This window comes from Neobacillus sp. GCM10027624, from assembly GCF_042675345.1.
Lineage (GTDB): Bacteria > Bacillota > Bacilli > Bacillales > Cytobacillaceae > Neobacillus > Neobacillus cucumis_D.
In genome coordinates this window covers 234,288-255,153 of sequence record NZ_JBHTHD010000011.1, presented here as the reverse complement: position 1 = coordinate 255,153, position 20,866 = coordinate 234,288, and the positions used below count along the sequence as shown (strand labels likewise).

Sequence of the window (20,866 nt, the reverse complement as noted above, 5' to 3'; positions counted from 1 at the left end):
CTTCTTTTTATTCATTCAGTCCTAGTTTAGCCTTTTTTTGCCTTTTTATCCTTAACAAAATAAAAAGGGTAAAGCCCGTAGCTTTACCCTTTTTCATTAAGGTATTTGTTTACCTTCAAGGAGTTCATTTGTCGTGTTACGATCGCGACTAATCGTTCCTTCATCGGTGATGACGGACACCTTTTTACCGTTCACATATGGTTTTACAGCTTTTTGAACCGCTTTTTTCGTTTCGGCTGCTCGGCTATGATCAACTAAATCAATCGCAATCATGACCGAATTACCATAGATCACGGAATGAACGTTTTGTACGTTGTTTACCGATTCTGCCTTTTGCTTGATCTGATTGGTGATTCTTCCAAGTGTTGCCGAATCATGGGCAGCATCATTGCCGGTGTACTTCACATTTAAGTGATTGTGGTAATTCACATCTCCCGTACTAAATCGATTGTCTTTCATGAAAAAATTATGATCATGGTTCGCAAGAGGTTTGGTTGGATTCGGAGGGTTCCCATTTTCATCCTTCGTCTGGAGCAGCTGTCTCCGTTGATCCCTTTGATAATTTCCCTCATCCCCAAGCGAATGATCCATCATTTCCGTCAGTGGTCCATCGTTATCGATAAGAAACCCATTGTTATTATTTGGATGTTTTTCATTTGAGTAATACCCCATCGGACGTGCTACGTTATTATCGTTGTTGTTATTTACACCAGCACGATCTGAATTTGCACAACCTGCCAGCCCCATGATACACAGAGCAGAAAGAGGAATCATCCACGGCTTCTTGTTCAAGCGAAAAACCCCCTCAAAGAACATCATGAGCATAGAAAATATGCTCATTCTTAGGTTGTTCTCAGAAGGAATTTTCATTCTGCCAGAAAGCGGAAGCATCTTATTTGACCATCTTTTTCAGCTCGTTGAAAAACTTTCTGCGTAAATGAAATTGGTTGATTGTCAATTCCATTACATACTTTGTCTTAGAAGGTTTTGTATGAGAATTTTCCCTGATTAAACGGTTCCATTCACGAAAAATATCGGATGGGTATGCCAACGCATATAAAAAGGCTTTTTCCTTTAAAAACTTTTGGAATGGATCAAACTCATGAAGTCGCTCGAATGACCAATTCAAGTAGGGCAAAATCCGGTTTGCATATTGTAAATAGTCTAGGACTTCAGGACCAACTTGAATTAAATCAAAATCAATTAAATTTAAAGCCCCGGAGGCATCGCGTAAGAAATTATGGTGCGCTACATCCCCATGAAGGATAACAAAAGGTTCTTTTTCAAAAAAGGTATTATTTGTAGTAATCCCATCCAATGACCATTTTGCCCATTCTAACATTTCAGTAAGATAGGTTTGGTTTATGAAATACTCTAAAATGGGAAGATTATTCATAAAAATAGCCGAACGCTCCTGAAATTTCCCAATCAGGTCGCCTTTTGAAATTAAAGTCCGGTAGCGTGTTTCAAAGGTTGCGGTGACCTCGTGAAATTCTTCTAACAGTTTTAAACCCTCGACAATGTTTTCTTTTGAATTGTACGAAAAAGCGGTTTTATGGGGTTCAATATACTCGATCACACCATAATGGGTCCCTTCATAATAAAGGGGTTCATTGACTGGCTGGACAAACAGATAGGTTTTGCTAAAGCCCTCATTTTTTAAAGTTGTTGCAAAGGTTTCCTGCAGCTTTAGTCTTCTATTTGAACGATAACCTTTGATGATATAGATATTTTTTTTCGTTTTTACGTAAAAAACTTTCTTTCGAATAGGAACAAATTGCTTAATTTTTTCATGGAACTTTGATTGGAAATAAGAGAGGAGACGATCCAAATAAGCATCGTCTCCCATTTTGTTAGTTCTCGCCATTGCTCTCATCATCAAATCGGGGCATCCCGTATGCTCCTGATCCTTCTGGTCCAATCCCATAAGGATTCATATACGGTGGCTGCGCGACATTGACAGGTCCAGTATAGGGTGCGCTATAAATAGGTGGAGTGGTTGGGACAAAATTTGGAACTGATTCCTTAGCCGGTCCGCCACATCCACAATCCCCTAAAGCTCCTGTTCCGACAGGAAATCCACCTGCCGCTCCTGTCATTTCCGGTGTTTCAAAAGCAGATCCCATTGGCGGGTAACCGTATGGGGTTTGCCCGTATGGCGATCCTGGGCCGTATGGTGTTCTTCCTGCAGCTGGGTTCACAGCACCCGGAGCTGTTGGATATTCTCCTTGAAAGCCCATCTGTGGCCCACCTGGGTATCCGGCTTGCATTCCCCCAGGGTAAGCCTCAGGATATCCGGCAGGTGCTCCTTGGTATCCTCCATGCATTCCTCCTGGGTAAGCCTCAGGATATCCTACAGGTGCTCCTTGGTATCCGCCAGGCATTCCTCCCGGGCCCTCATATCCTGCTGGTGCTCCTTGGTATCCGCCAGGCATTCCTCCCGGGTAACCCTCATATCCTGCTGGTGCTCCTTGGTATCCTCCATGCATTCCTCCCGGGTAGCCCTCATATCCTGCAGGTATGCCTCCCTGATATCCTGCCGGAGCAGCTGGGTAACCTGCTGGTGCAGCTGGATATCCTACTGCACCTGGATACCCTTCCGGATAACCCGTTGGCGCAGCTGGTCCTGCTGGCATTTGCGGGTAACCCCCTCCCGGATATGGGGCAGGATTTTGTGCCCCCATCACTGCTCCCGGATTAAAGCCCGGATTCATAACCGGCATTTGCGGCATAAAGGATGAGGATTCATCAGCAAAATGTGGTGCAAAGGGTGCTCCTGCAACAGTTGGTGCCATACCAGGTGCTGGGAATGCGCCCGGATAGGCTCCTGCTCCAGGTGCTACTGGATAAGCGCCTGGATTTCCTGGATAACCGCCTTGCATACCTGGATAGCCACCTTGCATACCCGGATAGCCGCCACCTTGTGGATATGGCATCATATATGGCTGTGGGTAGTATTCCAATGGCGGACAGAATCCTGGTCCTGGCATTACAGGTGTTATCGGAACACATGGCTCACATGGCTGCTCAACTGGTGCCTCCACAGGTGGAGGTACAGGTATTTCTTTTTTCGGTACTTCCTTTATTTCCGGTAAAATATTTGCCGGTTTTGGCGGCAGCTCCGGTTTTACCGTCATATTTGTCATGTTTGTCATATAATAATTATTAATATCGATTTCTGGGACAACTGGGAGAGGCATTTTTGGAGTATAAGGTACTTTTGGTGCTTCCTTAATAATTGGCTGTTCTTTTATTGGAACTTCCTTAATCGGCATTTCTTTCACTGGCATTTCTTTCACTGGCATTTCTTTCACTATAGGCTTTTCCTTGGCAAATGGGTGCTCGACAAGTGGCATTTCCTTCTTAGCTCCTAAATTGATGGCAGCTTCCGGTTTCCCTACAGGTGCTTCTTTCTTTACCATTCCCCCTGTTGTCGGGACTTTCACTTTCATACCGGGCATAATCATATCAGGGTTGCTGAGCTGGGAATTCATCTTTTTCAGCTCTTCAAAATTCACGCCGTACTTCTTGGCGATCTTCCAAAGAGTATCCCCTTTCTGTACGATATGGATCTTCACTCTGATTTCCCTCCTATGCATAAGTCCATATAGTCTATGTGGAAATGGGCAAAGTGCTATCATTCTTCACAAAAACATATGCTTTTTTTTGGAGAAATATGAGTTGGACCCTGATGAATTATTTTATAGCCGCTGAAAATGTTGGCGTATTCAATTCGCTGATAAAGTAAGAAAATCCGCTGATAAACCGCTTCGATTCGCTGATAAATATTAAAAATTCGCGGATAAAATCTTCTTCTATATGAAAAAAGAGATACATTTTAAAAATGCATCCCTTTTAACAGGTATTTATGAATTTGCTAGCATTCTTTCTAAAGCTAATTTCGCATTCTCCGCAGTTTCTGCATCAACCTTAATCAGATTATGGTTAGAGTTATCCTCTAAAGTGTCCAGGCTCCATACCAAGTGCGGCAAATCAATTCGATTCATTGTCATACATGAACACATGTGAGGGTTTAATGAAACAATGTTTTTATCTGAATTAGTTTGAATAATTCGATTTACAAGATTCATTTCCGTTCCAATGGCCCAAGATGATCCCGGCTCCGCATTTTCAATTGTTTTAATAATATAGCTGGTCGATCCAGCCATATCAGCCAATTTGACCACTTCATGACGGCATTCCGGATGGACAATTATTTTTCGATCAGGGAACTGACTCCTAGTATCTATTACATTTTGAACAGTGAAGCCCATATGAACAGAGCAATGCCCTTTCCAAAGAATGATTTTAACTTTTGAGACATCATCACCATCAAATTCTAAGTTATTTGTAATTGGATTCCATACAGCCATTTCATCCAAATCGATGCCTAGATCAACGGCAGTATTGCGGCCTAAATGCTGATCGGGTAAAAAGAGAATTCTTTCCTTCTGATTAAATGCCCATTTGAGCATCGTATGAGCATTAGAAGAAGTGACAATGGCACCGCCATTTTCCCCAACAAAGGATTTAATGGCAGCAGTTGAGTTGATATAAGTTAAAGGAAGAATGGTTTCTCCAAATATTTCTGTAAGCTTCTCCCAGGCTCTGTCAGTTTGCTGCTCATCGGCCATATCGGCCATCGAGCAACCTGCGCGCATATCCGGCAAAATTACCTTTTGTTCATCTCTAGTAAGAATATCGGCAGTTTCCGCCATAAAATGGACTCCGCAAAAAACGATAAACTCCGCTTCCTTATTCTCAGCCGAAATCTGGGCCAATTTTAAGGAATCGCCAGTGGCATCAGCAAACTGAATAACTTCATCCTTTTGATAATGATGACCTGGGATAAACAGCTTGGACCCTAGCTTATTTTTTACTTCCCGTACCCGTTCTTCCAATGCTTCTCTTGACATTTGTTTATAAATTTCCGGTATCATTCGATTTTTTTGTAAGGCTGCTAGCATGCTCATCTTGTTCCACCCCTTAGTTCCATTTCACTTTTACACTAATATCAAGTGCTTTATACGAATGGGTTAAAAAGCCCAAAGAGATATAATCCACACCAGTATCCTGATAGGATGCCAGGGTACTTAATTGAATTCCGCCGGAAGCTTCCGTGATAATTCCAGCAGGAACTAATTTAATTAATTCCTTAATTTCTTCAGGAGTACGGTTATCAAACATAATGACATCCGCCTTAGCGTTTACCGCTTCGATTACCTGTTCTTCCGTTTCTACTTCGACTTCGATTTTTACCATATGACCGGCATTTGCTCTTGCTGCTTCAACTGCCTTCGTAATGGAGCCTGCAAAGGAAATATGATTATCTTTAATCATGATTCCGTCGTATAAACCAAAGCGGTGATTGTAGCCGCCGCCACAGCGAACTGCATATTTTTCAAGCATTCTTAATCCTGGTGTTGTTTTTCTTGTGTCACATAGTTTGGTATGAGTGCTATTAAGCGTTGTTACAGCATTCTTCGTTAAAGTGGCGATTCCGCTCATCCGCTGCACCAAATTAAGCACAACTCGTTCCCCTTTTAATAGGTCTGCAATTTTTCCTGTGGCCGTTGCGAGCTGCTGCCCTTTTTCAATAGCCTCTCCATCCCTTACAAAAACCTGAGTCGTGACTTGCGGGTTTAAAACTTGAAAACCGGTTCTAATGATTTCTTCTCCGCTAAAAATTCCATTATCCTTTGATAAAAACACTATTTCCCCATCGGTATCGTCTGAGAAAATCAAATCAGTCGTTATATCCTGTTCCCCGATATCTTCAATAAAAAATTGTTCAAGTTGCGAGCGCAGTTTCAATGTGTTCATTTCTCTTCTCCACTTCCCGTTTTTGAATGATTGATTTCTTTAACCAATTTTTATCATCCTCATAAGGGTAATCACTTCGATAGTGACCGCCACGGCTTTCCGTTCTTTTTAATGCCGAGTCCGTGATGAGTTTTGCAATGGTCAGCATAAACATTTTGTTAATGTCTTCAACGCTGTTTGAATCTAATCGGTCAACGGTTTCCCACTGATTCAGCCAATCTTTTTGTTTTTTCAAATCAAGCTCATTGCGAACAATCCCGACTCGTTCCATCATCATTTCTTTTACGTGCTGAACGTCTGGCAGATTTACCTTTACTTGTGTTGATTGGTTTTGAAATTGAGCTGGTTCGATAAACTCGGTTTTTGCTGTGTTCAGCCATTCTGACAATTTTTCTCCTTGATACAAACCTTCCAGCAAGGAATTGCTGGCCAATCGGTTCGCCCCATGAAGACCGGTACAAGCCGCCTCGCCAATGGCATAGAGACCTTCAATCGAGGTACGTCCAATGAGATCGGTTTTGATACCTCCCATTAAAAAATGACTTCCCGGTGCTACTGGGATTCTACCTTCAGAAATGGCAATTCCATGTTTCTCACAATTCGAAGTAATGGTTGGAAATCTTTTTATGAAATTGCTAATTCTACTTATATCTAAATAAATTTTCATTCCCTGTTTAAGATAGCTATAAATGGTTTGCGAAACAACATGCCTAGGTGCCAGGTCTTTTAATGGATGGATTCCTTCCATGATGGGACTTCCATCTTCTGTAACCAAGATGGCACCTTCACCACGTACGGCTTCAGATATTAACCCTCTTGTTTCACCATTAATATATAAAAGCGTAGGATGAAACTGGATAAATTCCATATCTACAATTTCGGCACCCGCTAAATACGCCATAGCAATCCCATCGCCGCTGACGGTTTCAGCATTCGAAGTGTACGGATAAAGCTGACCGCAGCCTCCTGTTGCCAGAATTACATGACTGGCGTAATAGTGCTCAATGTATCCATTTAATTTTTTCGCTTTGACACCTATACACCGTTTATTTTTTAAAATTAATTCAAATGCGAAGCTATTTTCTTCAATTTGGACATTTTCTTTTACCTTGCTGATGAGATGCTCCATCACGTTCTTTCCGGTTGCATCCCCGCCACCGTGAACAATTCTTTTTTCACAGTGGGCCCCTTCCATTCCTAGAAGTAACTCACCATTTTGATCCCTGTCAAATACATCACTTTGATTTGAAAGGTTTTTAATCAGCGTGGGAGCAGCGTTGATGATTTCTTTCACCGTTTCCGGATGATTGTGATATCTTCCAGCTTCAAGCGTGTCCATAAAATGCTTGTCAGGGTGGTCGTTGTCACCTAGTGCCGCAGCAATCCCCCCTTGGGCCAAGTAAGAATTCGCCGTCCTTATTTTTGACTTTGTGATAATTCTCACATTTAATTCCTGATTTAAACGGACTGCCAGCTGTAAAGCTGCTACTCCGCTTCCAATAATTAACACATCAGTACATTTCATGTTTTGACCCTCCTGGTTTTACAGGTGTCTTGACATATATATTTACACAGATTTACACTAATATCAAGTATTTTTTAAGGTTAGGAGAATCCGAGAATGATTTATTTTGATTATGCAGCGACAACGCCTTTAGATCCTGAAGCAGCCAAGGTTTACCTGCAAGCAGCTACGGAGTTTTATGGGAATTCAAGCAGTCTCCATGACATTGGCGGTAATGCTTCTGCGTTACTTGAAAATTGTCGGGAAGAGTTAGCCAAACTAGTAAATGTAGATAAAAGCGGGTTATTTTTTACAAGCGGCGGTTCGGAAAGTAATTTTATAGCGATTGAAGCCTTATTGTCTGCTCCTAAAAAACAAGGAAATCATATTATTTCAGGTGTGGCAGAACATTCATCCATCCACGGTACTTTAAATCGACTCAAAAGAATGGGGTATGAAATCACACTTCTACCTTTAAATTCGTCCGGATTAATCGATATCGGGGAGCTTGAGGATGCAATTAGACCTGAAACAGTGTTAATTACAATCCAGCATGTAAATTCTGAAATTGGTACGATCCAGCCGATTGAAAAAATTGCACATATTTGCAAGGAAAATAACATTCACTTTCATAGCGATTTTGTTCAGTCTTTTGGAAAAATCAATCTTTCTATGGTGGCTCCGCTGCTCAGCAGCTTTTCATTTTCCGGGCATAAAATCTATGGTCCCAAAGGTGTCGGCGGCGTTTATATTGATCCAAGCATTTCTTGGCGCCCTTTTTTCCCGGGAGGTTCTCATGAGAAAGGGCTAAGACCGGGGACAGTTAACGGACCAGGAATTGCAGCCATGACAGTTGCTGCTCAACAAATATTCCCCTCTATTTCAGAAACTTTTTATCATTATGCGGAGCTCCGGAAGGCATTTCTAGAAGCACTTCGTCCGATTAAAGAATGGGTTCAAGTTTTTGAGGCGGAAGGTGCTCAGCTGCCTTCGATTATCGGTCTCCGGGTGGCAGGGATTGAGGGTCAATGGGTGATGTTAGAATGTAATCGTCTCGGATTTGCGATTTCTACCGGAAGTGCCTGCCAAGTGGGGATGCAGTCCCCATCGAAGGTAATGAAGGCTTTGGGAGTTAGCGATGAGCAGGCAAAGGAATTTATTCGGATATCATTTGGGCGGTTAACAAGCATAGAGGATGTTTTGGAGCTTGGGAAAGCGCTCGTTGGGATTGTTAAGGAATATAAAGGCACGGTAGTTATTTAAAAAGAGTAAATTATGTTATGCTAAAAACAATCGATATGAGGTTGACGGGGTTACTATTTAAGGGTTTAAGGACTAGTAACCCTAAATAGTAAACCCTTTGAAATTTCTAGGAGGTCTTGTATGGAACAAAAGAAAATCTTAGGGGAGGAACGGCGAACCCTGATCCTTCAACTGCTGAAAGAAAGTACAGTGCCGCTGACTGGCAGTGATTTAGCAAACCGGACAAACGTCAGCAGGCAGGTCATCGTTGGAGATATTACCCTTCTTAAGGCAAAAAATGAACCAATTATCGCCACAAGCCAAGGCTACCTATATTTACATCAAAATGCCGGAAACCCTGCATTTGAAAGAACAATTCCCTCTTTTCATAAACCGGAAGATACGGAAAAGGAGCTCAACCTGTTGGTGGACCTTGGTGTATTGGTCAAGGATGTTAAAATCGAACATGCGATATACGGGGATTTAACGGCATCCGTAATGGTTTCAAACCGCAAGGAAGTTAAACAATTTATCGAAAACCTAAAATCGACCAAAGCAGCATTACTGTCGGAATTAACCGGCGGCATCCATCTTCATACCATTTCAGCTCCAAGTGAAAAGACACTTGACGAAGCAGAAGCAGCCTTAAAACGAGAAGGCTTTTTAATGGAATTTTAAAAGATCCGGAAACATGTTTCCGGATCTTTTTTTAAAAACTCTGAAAGTTCACAAGATACCTAATCCAACTCCACCATCAACGAAGGATAGCTTCCTAAAACCTTTACTCCGCAGCCGAGCGCCTCTAATTCAGCCATCGCCCCGGGAATCAACACCTCATCAAGCTTCATTTCGATATCAATAATGAAAAAGTAATTGCCTATACCGGTCTTCATCGGTCTCGATTCAATTTTCGAAAGGTTTAATTTCCTCCAGGCAAAAGCAGATAACACCTGATGGAGCGCTCCGGCATGGTCGGCTGGAAGAGTCACCATGATTGTCGTTTTGTCGGTAGCATTCGCAGCTTCCATTAACGGTAAATCCACTTTTTTATTAGAAAGAATAAAAAAGCTCGTTTGATTAAAGTTAAAATCATGGATGTTTCTTTGAACAATCTTTAGCCCGTATTCCTTCGCAGCTAACTCATTGGCAATCGCTGCTGCCTGCCATTCAGGATGATCCATAACCATTTTTGCCGCCGCAGCCGTTGATGTTACACTTTCAAAAGGAACACCCTTAAACTGCGTATGTAAAAACTTATGACACTGGGCAATGGCATGGGAATGGCTGTAAATATGCTTTACATCCTGCCAAAGCTCCTGATTCGAAGGATGCACCATCAAATGCTGTTTAATCGGAATGGTAATTTCTCCAACAATCGGGATATCCACTACCCTGGTTAAATAATCCAAAGTAATATTTACAGAACCCTCGAGGGCATTTTCAATTGGAACAACCGCTAACTCTACTCTTTCATCAGCAACCGCATCCATGCATTCCGGAATCGTCCGGAACGGTTCAAGCTCATCTTCTGAAAAAACACTCATCACCGCAATTTCGGTGAACGTTGCCTTTGGTCCTAAGAAACCTACCTTCACTTTTTCTCCACTCCCTCGTTCTCATTTCTAATAAAAGAAAGCTAGGAGCAGCTTTCACAAGGAACAATCCTGCCCCTTATGCACCTGTTCCCAGCACTTCCACATTCTCTACAAATTCGAGCTTTTTTAATTCAGTTAATAACTCATCAATTTCCATGGTCATGTTCCCCGTATTCATGGAAAGCGTCACATTCGCCCGGCCCTGGAGCGGGATGGTTTGGTGAATCGTTAACAAGTTACAGCCTGACGAAGCAACAACACTTAGCAATTTCGAAAGGGTACCGGAACGATCTTCTAAATGAAAAAAGAGCGAGACCAATTTTTCTTTTTTAATCGACGAAAAAGGAAAAACAGTATCCCTATATTTATAAAACGCGCTTCGGCTTAAATCGGTTTGCTGGACAGCTTCCTGGACGGATTCCACCTTACCTCGTTCAAGCAATTCCTTCGCATCAATCGTTTTTTTCATTGCCTCCGGAAGAACATCCTCACGTACTAAATAGAATTTTTTCTCTGCTCTATTCTTTTTCATCTCTATACCTCCAACCACCAAGGAAGGCTACTCTATAAATTCAAATTCAAACTCCAGCAATTTTACGATATCCCCATCTTTTGCTCCTCTTTGCCTTAAGGCATCATCCACCCCAAGACCTCGAAGCTGCCGCGAAAAACGGCGGACAGATTCTTCACGAGAAAAGTCTGTCATCTTAAACAGCCTTTCCACCTTTTCACCGGAAACTACAAATGAACCATCTGGCTCTCTCGTAATTTTAAAGTGATCAGGATCCTTCTCGTGTTTATATAGGACACGATGTACACCTGTTTGTTCCTCTTCATGCTCAAGAGGGAATTCCGGTGTCTCCTCCAATTTATCGGCAATCGCAAATAACAAATCGCGCAGCCCTTTTCTCGTTAAAGCAGAAATTGCAAAAATTGGATAATCATCTTCCAAGCGCTCTTTAAACTTTTGCAGATTTTCTTCCGCATCCGGCATGTCTATCTTATTCGCAACAATAATTTGCGGACGCTCGGTCAGCCTTAGATTATATTCTTTTAATTCCTTATTAATTGTCAAATAATCCTCGTACGGATCTCTGCCTTCTGTCGCTGCCATATCAATGACATGGACAATGACACGGGTCCTTTCGATATGCCGTAAAAATTGATGGCCAAGGCCTACACCTTCATGGGCCCCTTCAATCAATCCAGGTAAATCAGCCATGACGAAACTTCGGTTATCTTCCGTTTCCACCATGCCAAGGTTAGGAACAATCGTCGTAAAATGATATTCGGCAATTTTCGGTCGAGCCGCTGAAACAACCGATAATAAAGTGGATTTCCCCACACTTGGGAACCCAACAAGCCCAACATCAGCGAGCAATTTTAATTCAAGGATTACATCGCGCTCCTGGCCCGGCTCACCGTTCTCAGCAATTTCCGGAGCCGGATTGGCCGGTGTGGCGAAACGGTTATTTCCCCTGCCGCCACGGCCGCCTTTAGCAATAACAGCACGTTGTCCATGTTCAACAAGGTCAGCAATGACTTCCTTTGTTTCTGCATCGGTCACAACCGTTCCCGGCGGTACCTTGACAACCATATCCTTTGCATTTCTTCCATGCATGCTTTTTGACATGCCATGCTCCCCGCGCGGTGCCTTAAAATGACGCTGGTAGCGGAAATCCATTAAGGTGCGCAAACCTTCTTCAACGACAAATACGACGTTTGCACCCTTTCCGCCGTCCCCGCCTGCAGGACCGCCATTTGGAACATATTTTTCACGGCGGAATGCGACCATACCATTGCCGCCATCTCCACCCTTAACATATACTTTCACTTGATCGACAAACATTTTGTTGTAGACCTCCCGTCTGCATTTAACAAACTGATCTACCGACGAGAATCGCGAAGCCTATCCTCTTTTTAAAAAAGGCATAAAGACTTCTAATGCGAGTTCGTTTTCAGAGAATTCCTTTACCTCATAAACCAGTTCAGGTCCTTGGGATTCAGAAAGGAATTGTTCAATCAGTTCACTTTTTATTATTATCCCGCTAAAATCGAAAAAGAAACGAGCACCATCAATTTGCGGGTCAATGGTAATCGATAAATGGTTTTCACCAAAAACTTCAATTGCTTGATTTAAATGTAAAAATAAGGACTTTGTCCAATTTGTTAATAATAAATCATCTGTTTTTATAAAATCCCCATCGGAAAGAACCTCGAATTCTAGCTGAAAATGGTGTTGATCCCAATTGGATTTTAAAAGCAATGAAGCAAACATCGGCATCTGTAAATTGGAGAGCTTTGATTCCTGCTGCGTGTCAATGACAATCTCATCGATGATTTCTTTAGCCCGATCAATTTTATTTAAATCTAAATTTCCTTTTATCAATTGCAGCCGATTTAACCAATCGTGCCGCGAATGCCGAAGCACTTCAACAATATCTAGATCCTTCATTCCCTGCACTCCCACATTAATTGTCCGATAACCGTTTTCTGATAGTATATCAAAAAAGCAACCATGAGTAAGCGTTTTTTTGCGAATTATGTCCAAATGAGGAAAAAAAGCGGCTTTTATGAAGAAGTACTTATGGAGTTTCGGATGATTTCCCATCATTCCAATTGGCAATTTTTTTCTCATACCTGCAAAAATAAAACTCTAACCAACCGGTTAGAGTTTTATTAAAAGCTTAAGCTTCTTGAGCTACTGGATAAACGCTCACTTTCTTGCGGTCACGACCTAAACGTTCGAATTTTACAACGCCGTCGATTTTTGCAAAAAGAGTGTCGTCTCCGCCGCGGCCTACGTTTTCACCTGGGTAAATCTTTGTACCGCGTTGACGGTAAAGGATTGAACCACCAGTTACGAATTGACCGTCTGCACGCTTAGCACCAAGGCGCTTTGCGATAGAGTCACGTCCGTTCTTTGTAGAACCTACTCCCTTTTTAGATGCAAACAACTGAAGATCTAATTTTAATAACATTTATTCCACCTCCTGCTTTTTGAAGGTAATTTTTATGTGCGTTCCGTACTCTTCTTCAATCGTTCGTAATGAAACGACCATACCTTCGAGAAGAATCTGGATTTTCTCATGTATGTCAGCTGATAAATGATCAGGAATGACACAGCGGAGAAAACCATCTCCCTGTTCAATCATTGGTGTCACACCTGTAATGGCATGAACAGCATTGATTGCTCCAACCGAAACGGCAGATGCGCCTGCACAGACGATATCCTTGCCGCGGTCGGCAAAAAAAGCATGTCCGCTTATTTCGAAGGATTGAATTTCACCGGAATGATTACGATCAATCGTAATTCCAATCATCTATATTTCAACACCTTACGCGTTGATTTTCTCGATGACTACTTTAGTGTATGGTTGACGATGACCTTGCTTCTTACGGTTGTTTTTCTTCGCTTTGTACTTGAAAACGATGATTTTCTTCGCACGGCCTTGTTTTTCAACTTTAGCTGTAACAGTAGCGCCTGCAACAACAGGGCTTCCTACTTTTACATTTTCACCGCCAACGAAAAGAACCTTGTCAAAAGTAACTGTTTCGCCTGCTTCTGCATCTAATTTCTCAATGTAGATCGCTTGGCCTTCTTCAACTTTCAATTGCTTACCGCCAGTTTCAATAATTGCGTACATGAACTGCACCTCCTTATAAACTCAGACTCGCCATACACAGGCGTTTATGCTTGGCATAAAACTTACTACCTGTTCTGTGCGGTTGTAGCACGGGTGCTACAAACATAACATTAAGATACTAACATATTTTAAACGAAAGTGTCAATAGAAATCGCCAGCTTTTTGGGCTATCTCACTTTCTTCACCAAATTGTTTTAAAAGATAATAATGGCTTGGATTTGGCTTCACGGAAAAATAAACCTTAAAGTGAAGAGATTCTTCTAAAAATTCAAGATGACCGGTCATTACCTCTTTTACCTCTTTTGTCGTTTCAACCAGCACGGCTTCAAAATCCCCGTTCCTGTGCTCGACTAACTCCCTCTCGAGCCGAAAGGCTACCGTTTCCGGGCTTAAAATCCTGCCCGTTCCCTCACAAACGGGACATTTAACCGTTAACGCTTCTGACAAGGAAACCTTTGTTTTCTTTCGTGTCAGCTGCAAAATGCCTAGTGGCGTATAGCCAATCAATTTAATACGGTTCTCATCTTTATTTTGTTCAAAAACCTCCAGTACCGACTGCTTGTCCTGCTCTCGATGCATATCAATAAAATCAATCAGGACAATGCCGCCAATGTCACGAAGGCGCAGCTGCCGGCAAATTTCCTTTGCTGCCAAAAGGTTTGTTTTTAAGACGGTTTCCTGATAGTCGCTTTTTCCGGAGAACTTGCCGGTATTCACATCAATAATCGTTAATGCTTCCGTTTCATCGAAAATAAGATAGGAACCATTTTCGAGCCAAACGACCCGTTTGAGCGCTTTATCGATTTCATGCTCAACTCGGTTCACCGCGAAAATATTTTCCTTCCCGCCGTAATAGCTCACCGTGGTGGATTGTTTGTGTTCTTCTAATATTCTTTTTAATAGCAGATCATCTACGATGACTTCGCCGTTATCCATACTTGCCATCATTTCAATTAGCATTTCAACGAACGTATCTTTTTGAAAAATTAACCCGGGCTTTTTTAAGGTTTCAGCCTGCTTTATTAGTTCAAGATGTTGAACTCTTAGTTGTTCAAGTTCTTGATGTATTTCCTCTTCTGGTGCAAATACACTTGAGGTGCGATAAATAATTCCCTCGTCCGCTGTTTTTAGCTGATGGCCAATCCTGCGGAGTCTAGCTTTCTCGTGATCATCAGCAATTTTTTTCGATACCGCCACATAGCGGCCTTGCGGCATGTAGATGAGATGATTTCTCTGGATTTCGATAATCCCTGTTACCCGCATCCCTTTTGTTCCTGTCGCATCTTTGTTCACCTGTACTAGCAGCTTTTCGCCTTGATGAACAAATGTGGAGATGCCCTTTTTTTCTTTTATTTTATCTAATGATAAAACATAGGAGGGCAGCAGGTCCCTGTGCAAATAGGCGTGTTTTTCTTCGCCAATGTCGACAAATACTGCATTCATTCCGGGGAGTACCTTTGAAACGGTCCCATAATAAATATTACCGACCAAAGAACGCTGCTCTGGCCGGTCAAAAACCATTTTTTCAACCTTATGATTTCGGATGAAAGCAAATCTTTTTTCTCTTGACTGATAATTGATGACTAATTGATCCAATCGGGCGGCCCCACTTTATATATGATGCATTTATTATACCTTTTTTGGAGGAGGAGAGCCAACTGACGGATAAGTTTCTCTTACTATCGTATAGACTACGCCAACTGGCGGATAAGCTGCTTTTACTGTCGGATGGACTACGCTTATTGGCGCAGTCTGATCTAACTGGCGCTAAACCGCATTTTACTAGCGGAATGGCCCCATACCCGCTTCTCAAAACATAAACAACAAATCACTGACTTTGTCGGTTAAGCGTTTTTCTGTGAAATAAGCATGCAATAGCTCATTTTCATCTAACATTCCTTTTTCCATACCGTTCCCCTCAACAATAATCGGATGCTTGCACCCGCGTTGAAATTTTTCAAGGACATGAATTAACAAATCATGTTCGTTCGCTTGAATCGGTTTTAATGAGTGCAGATCACTTTTCTTGCCATAATAGCGTTCAAGCAGAAAGCGCATGAAAATAAAACGCCGCTGCTTCCACTCGTGGTAAAGCGAGAAATACAGAAACGCGATAACCACCCAGACATTGAGATGATACGGAGCGGTAAAAAGAATCAGCAACGAGAAAATGGTGAGACTGAAAAAGGAAATCTGCAATGTCATTCGGTGTGCGAATGGAAACGACTTTTTGAGTGACATCAATAAAAAGACTAACTTACCGCCATCAAGCGGCCATACCGGAAAAAGATTAAAGATGAAAATCATTAAATTGTATTGAAAAAATAAATAAAATAAATCCGCAGGGACCAAGGAAAAGGAATAAAGCAAAAAGCCAAGGCCGACCATCCAAACATGCTGCAAAGGGCCTGCAAGGACGACAATGGCCTCTTCCCTTAACGGACGATTGCCATGTTCATCCATTTCAGCGACTCCGCCAAACGGCAGGAGAGTTATTTTTTTTATTCTCCATGAAAAAAATGAAGCTGCAGCCGCATGCCCCATTTCATGTATAAAAATAATTCCTAACAAGAGACAAACCTCTCGAAAATGTGCTGTTGCAATAGAAAGTGCAACGACAATCCATAACAGCGGATGAATATAAACCTGTTGAAGTAAATCTCTCACTCTACTCAAAGCGGATCACCTGGACCGGGTCGATAAAATCATCCCCCTTTTTAATGGCAAAATAGTACTTACCCTTGGATTTCTCTTCACTCGATGAAACCGTTCCGACCACTTTTCTTTTTTCCACATAATCATAAAGTTTGACTTGAATATCCGCTAAGTTACCATACCAGGTTTCTGTTCCATCAGAGTGCTGGATAATGACGGTCTTTCCGATACCATCCTTTACACCTGAAAATGTAACAGTTCCCCCGTTCATCGCTCTGACCGAAGCTCCGTTTGCCGTTTCAATCATAATTCCCTGGCCGTTTTTCTCAAAGTTTTCTAGAACTTTACCGGTTGCAGGCATAGCAGGCTTTTCTGCTGTTTCTGTTTCCGTTTGCTTTTCTTTTTTCGGTTCATTGAAAGGCAGCAAGGCAAGTGGTTTGCCAAACTTTTCTTCATACCACTGGGATACTACAGCAAATTTAAACTCCTTGTCCATCGTAGTTCGGACTACATCCCGGGCTTGGTTAAATGTTGCAGTCTGGTTTCGAAATAAAATTGCTACTACTAAAAAAAGACACACTGAAGCGAGTATTTTAAAAATAAATACTTCCATGCGAAACAACGGGTGCCCTTCGTCATCAGGTCCACTTCCATAGGAAGATACATGATTGAACCCGTACTTTTCTTCTTCCCCAGGCCAAGCCAGCTGGCGGTCTGGATTTTTTTCTTGCATGCCTAGTTCTTTTTTCCGTTTATTGATTCTTTTGCGTATTTCATCCGGTGTCGACCGCGCCATATCCATCAACCCTTTTCCCACTTTTTGTACAAGTTTATGAAAGAGATTTAAGGAGTATGACTCTTCAAAAAAATCCTTGGTTTGATATCTGGACATGTGGATGGTGGTGGAAAGTATTTCCGCAAATTTGGAAAGTATTTTACCTAAACTGGAAAGTAATTTAATAAAAGTGGAAAGTAAATCTTGAGATATCATTTAAAATAGGACCCTAGACATAGAATTCCTGAAAAATCGGTCATATTTTTCTAGATTAGTGATAAAAGTTACCTCATTTAGGGGTCTTTAGCTAACTTGCAGAGTTTAAAAAAGGTTGTGGAAAGTATTTTACCTAAACTAGAAAGTAATTTAATAAAAGCGGAAAGTAAACACCCACATTAAAAAAGCCTGTCCACGCCCTGTGAACAGACTTACAAATCTATAAATTATCTCACACCGAAAAACCTTTTAAGCTTTGTAAACATACCTTTATTCGGTTCTTCTAAGGACTGGAGAGGAATGGATTCGCCAAGAATTCTTCTGGCAATATTCCGATAAGCAAGCGATGCTTTACTGTTTGGATCCATCGCAATCGGCTCCCCGTGATTACTCGCACGAATAACTTCCTCATCATCCGCCACAATCCCAAAAAGCTCAATCGACAAATGCTGGGTGATTTCATCTACATCCAGCATATCGCCGTTTTTCATCATTTGGTTACGAATCCGGTTAATCACTAATTTCGGCGGCTCCATATGTTGTTCTTTTTCAAGAAGACCTATCACTCGGTCCGCATCGCGAATAGCAGAAGCCTCTGGGGTAGTAATCACAATCGCTTTATCAGCCCCGGCAACAGCATTCTGAAAACCCTGCTCAATACCAGCCGGGCAATCGATAATAATATAATCATAGTCTTGTTTTAGTTGGGTAATTAACTCTTTCATTTGCTCCGGTTTCACCGCAGTTTTATCAACAGTCTGAGCGGCAGGCAACAAATACAATAAATCATCAAAGCGTTTGTCCTTAACCAATGCTTGATGAATTTTACATCTTTTCTCAATGACATCAACAAGGTCATAGATAATACGATTCTCAAGTCCCATTACAACATCCAAATTACGAAGACCAATATCTGTATCCACTAAGCAAACCTTTTTTCCTTGAAGGGCCAGAGACGTCCCAATATTAGCAGAAGTCGTTGTTTTGCCGACGCCACCCTTACCAGATGTAATTACTATAGCTTCTCCCACTTTATTGTCCCCCTTCTAATCTAGTTAAATTAGGTCTTAAATGTATTAAAGCTTGTAATCTATCTACGCTGATTTTTCGGTCCTCATCTATGTAGGCACATTCCATTTCATGTTTTTCTTTTTCTTGGACGATGTCGGGTGCTCGATTTAAGCAATCGCTAATCCTTAACTGTGTTGGCTTCATATTGGATGCCGCAATAATCGCTTCGTCGTTTCCTGTACAGCCTGCATGGGCAATTCCTTTTAATGTTCCCATGATAAAAATATTACCACCGGCCATAACCGTTCCTCCAGGGTTTACGTCACCGATCAACAATAAATCCCCCGGAACCTCTAATACTTGGCCTGAACGGATGATTCTTGAAACCGTTACGACTTCATCTACAGACTTTAACCGTTTGGCTTCCTCTTTCGTGATTACATTTGATTCAATATCATCAACAACCAAATTCTTTTTCTGCCGAATTAGGTTTTTAAGTTCTTCCCTTTGATCATCACTTAAAAATCGGTTTCCTACATTCACCTTTACCGCAAGGAAATGGCTGTCTTCCTCGGTTCTTAGGTTAGTAGAAAGCTTTTCATCCAATTCTTTTTTTAGTTCCTCATAGGAACAGCAGTCATCCAGTTGAAGGACCAAGCCTTCCTTTGTTCCTTTTATCGTTACATTTTGACGTTTTTTCATGGAGAATTTTCACCTCAAGTTTAAAGAAAAGGGCTGCGCCGTCGATCAAACACAAACCCCACAGGATTCAAAAAATGCATGAAAATCATGCATTTAAATGAGTCAGAGTACACGCAATATATAAATTCGACACGCCCTGTCTATTCTCCTCTTTTTTAATTCATTATTCGTCCCGCAATACTTCAGAATATTTTTCAAAATATTTTCTGAAGGGATAGCCGGCCAGAAGTATAAAGATTGCATTAAAAAGTAAGGTTGGGTAAATACGCATTTCGACAAAGCTCATAAAACTAAGCTGTGTCACATGAATTAAGGAATCCATTTCGTACACACCAATCTCTAATAGGCCAATTCCGAAAAGAGAAACGATAAATGCAACAATAATATTGTTTTGCAATACATGCATAATTTTTGCAACGATATAGGCTACAAAAGGATATAGAAAAAGATTTATTCCCAGGATTTCCGTATAAACAATATCAAATAACAGCCCAAAAACAGCACCGTAAATAATGCCGTACTTTCTGCCGCCATAAATAGTTAGAAAAAGAACGGCAGAAAATAAAAAATGCGGAACCCACATTTTATGGGAGCCAAAAAGATCTGCAGGAACCAATTGCACAAAAAGACTTTCTAATATAAATAAAAACAAAAATAAAAGAGGAAGAAGGAATTTTTTCACAATCCCAACCCCTTACTATCAACCAGTCCTACATCAGGCGAAGTCATCGTTCTCGTGATAACCAAAACATTTTGAATATCATAAAAATCCGCGCCAGGTTTTACTAATGCTGTTTGATTCAGACCATATTGGTCCGGTTTCACTTCCACTACCTTCCCAATTGGCAAATCTTTTGGGAACACACCGCCAAGACCTGAGGTGACAACGGTTTGTCCTTTCTTAATTTTCGCCCCTGAGGGAATGGTTTTTACTTGAAGTAATTTTTTCTCGCTGTCAAAGCCTTCAACAAATCCAAACGAATTTTTTTGCCCTTGGACGACAGCTGATATCCGGTTCTTCGGATCCATTGCACTTAATAATTGAACAGTCGAACTAAATTGATTGACGTTTTTTACTTTTCCAATTAGTCCGTTTGCGGTAACAACCGCCATATTTTGCTTGATTCCATTGATTTTACCTTTGTCGATGATAATCATTTCATGCCAGCGATCAGGGTTTCTGCCAATAACGGTAGCTGGCAGCGGTTTAAAATCTCTCAGAGTTTTTTTCTCACCAAGAACGTTTCGTAAATCTTCGTTGTCTTTTTTCAAATCTTGAACCTGTGATTCAAGACTGACAATCTCTTCGACACGTGATTTTAATTCCTTATTTTCTTGATATGTATTTTCTAAATCCTTGAGATTTTCAAAAAAGCCTGCAACAGCATACGCAGGCTTTGAAACCAGGGATTGAACCCAGCCGACCGAGTCTTTAACAAACTGCTCCGGCCAGGTAAGTTTACTCCTCTCCCTCAAAGAAAACCCAATCAATGCCACGAGAATAATAATGCTGAGAAGCAAAACAATCAGTCGTTTATTCAAAAAGAACTGTGGCATGATTTATACACCTCTATATTTTAATAGATAAAAAAGTTTTTGTTTATGAACTTGACAACTATCTAGCTCCAGCGCCTAGGGGCTCTAGGTCATAAGCCAATCCGTCAAGAAGGTCAAAAAACAACCTTCTCGCCGGCTT

General features: G+C 41.4%; 22 protein-coding genes and 1 other annotated feature. Of the genes, 2 read left to right on the top strand and 20 right to left on the bottom strand.

The features are described 5' to 3' along the window. Window positions 1–96: 96 nt before the first annotated feature. From ACFQZ9_RS17440 to nadB, 6 genes are all read right to left on the bottom strand, one after another. Window positions 97–792 carry a YhcN/YlaJ family sporulation lipoprotein gene (locus ACFQZ9_RS17440; RefSeq protein WP_498944749.1) on the bottom strand — a complete coding sequence of 232 codons (696 nt, stop codon included), beginning with the start codon at window positions 790–792 and terminating at the stop codon, window positions 97–99. 100 nt (window positions 793–892) lie between these two features. Further along, window positions 893–1,867, bottom strand: coding sequence for a phosphotransferase (locus tag ACFQZ9_RS17435; protein WP_498944748.1), 975 nt, complete (start codon window positions 1,865–1,867; stop codon window positions 893–895). Then, window positions 1,854–3,578 carry a SafA/ExsA family spore coat assembly protein gene (gene safA / locus ACFQZ9_RS17430; protein WP_498944747.1) on the bottom strand — a complete coding sequence of 575 codons (1,725 nt, stop codon included), beginning with the start codon at window positions 3,576–3,578 and terminating at the stop codon, window positions 1,854–1,856. Before safA ends, ACFQZ9_RS17435 begins: the two co-directional genes overlap by 14 nt. A gap of 288 nt (window positions 3,579–3,866) precedes the next feature. After that, window positions 3,867–4,973: a quinolinate synthase gene (gene nadA, locus ACFQZ9_RS17425; protein WP_498944746.1), complete on the bottom strand. Its 1,107-nt coding sequence runs from the start codon at window positions 4,971–4,973 to the stop codon at window positions 3,867–3,869. A 13-nt stretch (window positions 4,974–4,986) separates the two neighbouring features. Continuing rightward, on the bottom strand, window positions 4,987–5,823 hold the full coding sequence (gene nadC / locus ACFQZ9_RS17420) for a nicotinate-nucleotide diphosphorylase (protein ID WP_498944745.1): 837 nt from the start codon (window positions 5,821–5,823) through the stop codon (window positions 4,987–4,989). Then, window positions 5,792–7,348: an L-aspartate oxidase gene (gene nadB / locus ACFQZ9_RS17415; RefSeq protein ID WP_498944744.1), complete on the bottom strand. Its 1,557-nt coding sequence runs from the start codon at window positions 7,346–7,348 to the stop codon at window positions 5,792–5,794. The genes nadC and nadB overlap by 32 nt, the downstream gene beginning before the upstream one ends. 96 nt (window positions 7,349–7,444) lie before the next feature. Between nadB and ACFQZ9_RS17410 the strand changes: the two genes are divergently transcribed. Then, the gene (locus tag ACFQZ9_RS17410) at window positions 7,445–8,590 is read left to right on the top strand and encodes an IscS subfamily cysteine desulfurase (RefSeq protein ID WP_498944743.1); all 1,146 of its coding nucleotides are present in this window, start codon (window positions 7,445–7,447) and stop codon (window positions 8,588–8,590) included. A gap of 120 nt (window positions 8,591–8,710) precedes the next feature. Then, a complete protein-coding gene (locus ACFQZ9_RS17405; protein WP_198309308.1) occupies window positions 8,711–9,247 on the top strand; it encodes a transcription repressor NadR in 537 nt (178 codons plus the stop codon). Between the two features lie 59 nt (window positions 9,248–9,306). On the opposite strand, the gene pheA is transcribed toward ACFQZ9_RS17405, so the two are convergent. The 14 genes from pheA to mreC all read right to left on the bottom strand — a co-directional run bounded on the left by pheA (window position 9,307) and on the right by mreC (window position 20,727). Further along, window positions 9,307–10,164, bottom strand: coding sequence for a prephenate dehydratase (gene pheA, locus ACFQZ9_RS17400; protein WP_498944742.1), 858 nt, complete (start codon window positions 10,162–10,164; stop codon window positions 9,307–9,309). A 76-nt stretch (window positions 10,165–10,240) separates the two neighbouring features. After that, complete coding sequence (gene thrR, locus ACFQZ9_RS17395) at window positions 10,241–10,696, bottom strand: transcriptional regulator ThrR (RefSeq protein WP_198309310.1); 456 nt, start codon at window positions 10,694–10,696, stop codon at window positions 10,241–10,243. A 27-nt stretch (window positions 10,697–10,723) separates the two neighbouring features. Further along, the gene (gene obgE / locus ACFQZ9_RS17390; protein WP_198309311.1) at window positions 10,724–12,013 is read right to left on the bottom strand and encodes a GTPase ObgE; all 1,290 of its coding nucleotides are present in this window, start codon (window positions 12,011–12,013) and stop codon (window positions 10,724–10,726) included. A 60-nt stretch (window positions 12,014–12,073) separates the two neighbouring features. Further along, window positions 12,074–12,619, bottom strand: coding sequence for a Spo0B C-terminal domain-containing protein (locus ACFQZ9_RS17385; protein WP_498944741.1), 546 nt, complete (start codon window positions 12,617–12,619; stop codon window positions 12,074–12,076). 232 nt (window positions 12,620–12,851) lie between these two features. Beyond that, window positions 12,852–13,145 carry a 50S ribosomal protein L27 gene (rpmA, locus tag ACFQZ9_RS17380; protein ID WP_026572313.1) on the bottom strand — a complete coding sequence of 98 codons (294 nt, stop codon included), beginning with the start codon at window positions 13,143–13,145 and terminating at the stop codon, window positions 12,852–12,854. Beyond that, window positions 13,146–13,487 (bottom strand): ribosomal-processing cysteine protease Prp, encoded by a 342-nt coding sequence (locus ACFQZ9_RS17375; RefSeq protein WP_026572312.1) that lies wholly within the window; start codon window positions 13,485–13,487, stop codon window positions 13,146–13,148. It abuts the gene before it with no gap. A gap of 15 nt (window positions 13,488–13,502) precedes the next feature. Beyond that, window positions 13,503–13,811, bottom strand: coding sequence for a 50S ribosomal protein L21 (gene rplU, locus ACFQZ9_RS17370; RefSeq protein ID WP_198309314.1), 309 nt, complete (start codon window positions 13,809–13,811; stop codon window positions 13,503–13,505). 13 nt (window positions 13,812–13,824) lie between these two features. After that, window positions 13,825–13,905, bottom strand: a sequence feature (ribosomal protein L21 leader region). A gap of 47 nt (window positions 13,906–13,952) precedes the next feature. After that, complete coding sequence (locus tag ACFQZ9_RS17365; protein WP_498944740.1) at window positions 13,953–15,407, bottom strand: Rne/Rng family ribonuclease; 1,455 nt, start codon at window positions 15,405–15,407, stop codon at window positions 13,953–13,955. A 213-nt stretch (window positions 15,408–15,620) separates the two neighbouring features. Beyond that, on the bottom strand, window positions 15,621–16,487 hold the full coding sequence (locus ACFQZ9_RS17360; RefSeq protein WP_498944739.1) for a M50 family metallopeptidase: 867 nt from the start codon (window positions 16,485–16,487) through the stop codon (window positions 15,621–15,623). After that, window positions 16,480–17,262, bottom strand: coding sequence for a M23 family metallopeptidase (locus ACFQZ9_RS17355; protein WP_198309317.1), 783 nt, complete (start codon window positions 17,260–17,262; stop codon window positions 16,480–16,482). The genes ACFQZ9_RS17360 and ACFQZ9_RS17355 overlap by 8 nt, the downstream gene beginning before the upstream one ends. Window positions 17,263–17,684: 422 nt before the next feature. Then, window positions 17,685–18,488, bottom strand: coding sequence for a septum site-determining protein MinD (gene minD / locus ACFQZ9_RS17350; protein WP_198309318.1), 804 nt, complete (start codon window positions 18,486–18,488; stop codon window positions 17,685–17,687). Window position 18,489: 1 nt separating this feature from the next. Then, window positions 18,490–19,170: a septum site-determining protein MinC gene (gene minC / locus ACFQZ9_RS17345; protein ID WP_198309319.1), complete on the bottom strand. Its 681-nt coding sequence runs from the start codon at window positions 19,168–19,170 to the stop codon at window positions 18,490–18,492. A 163-nt stretch (window positions 19,171–19,333) separates the two neighbouring features. Next, the gene (gene mreD, locus ACFQZ9_RS17340) at window positions 19,334–19,852 is read right to left on the bottom strand and encodes a rod shape-determining protein MreD (RefSeq protein ID WP_498944738.1); all 519 of its coding nucleotides are present in this window, start codon (window positions 19,850–19,852) and stop codon (window positions 19,334–19,336) included. After that, entirely contained in the window at window positions 19,849–20,727 is an 879-nt protein-coding gene (mreC, locus tag ACFQZ9_RS17335; protein WP_198309321.1) for a rod shape-determining protein MreC, read from the bottom strand. Before mreC ends, mreD begins: the two co-directional genes overlap by 4 nt. Window positions 20,728–20,866: the final 139 nt, after the last annotated feature.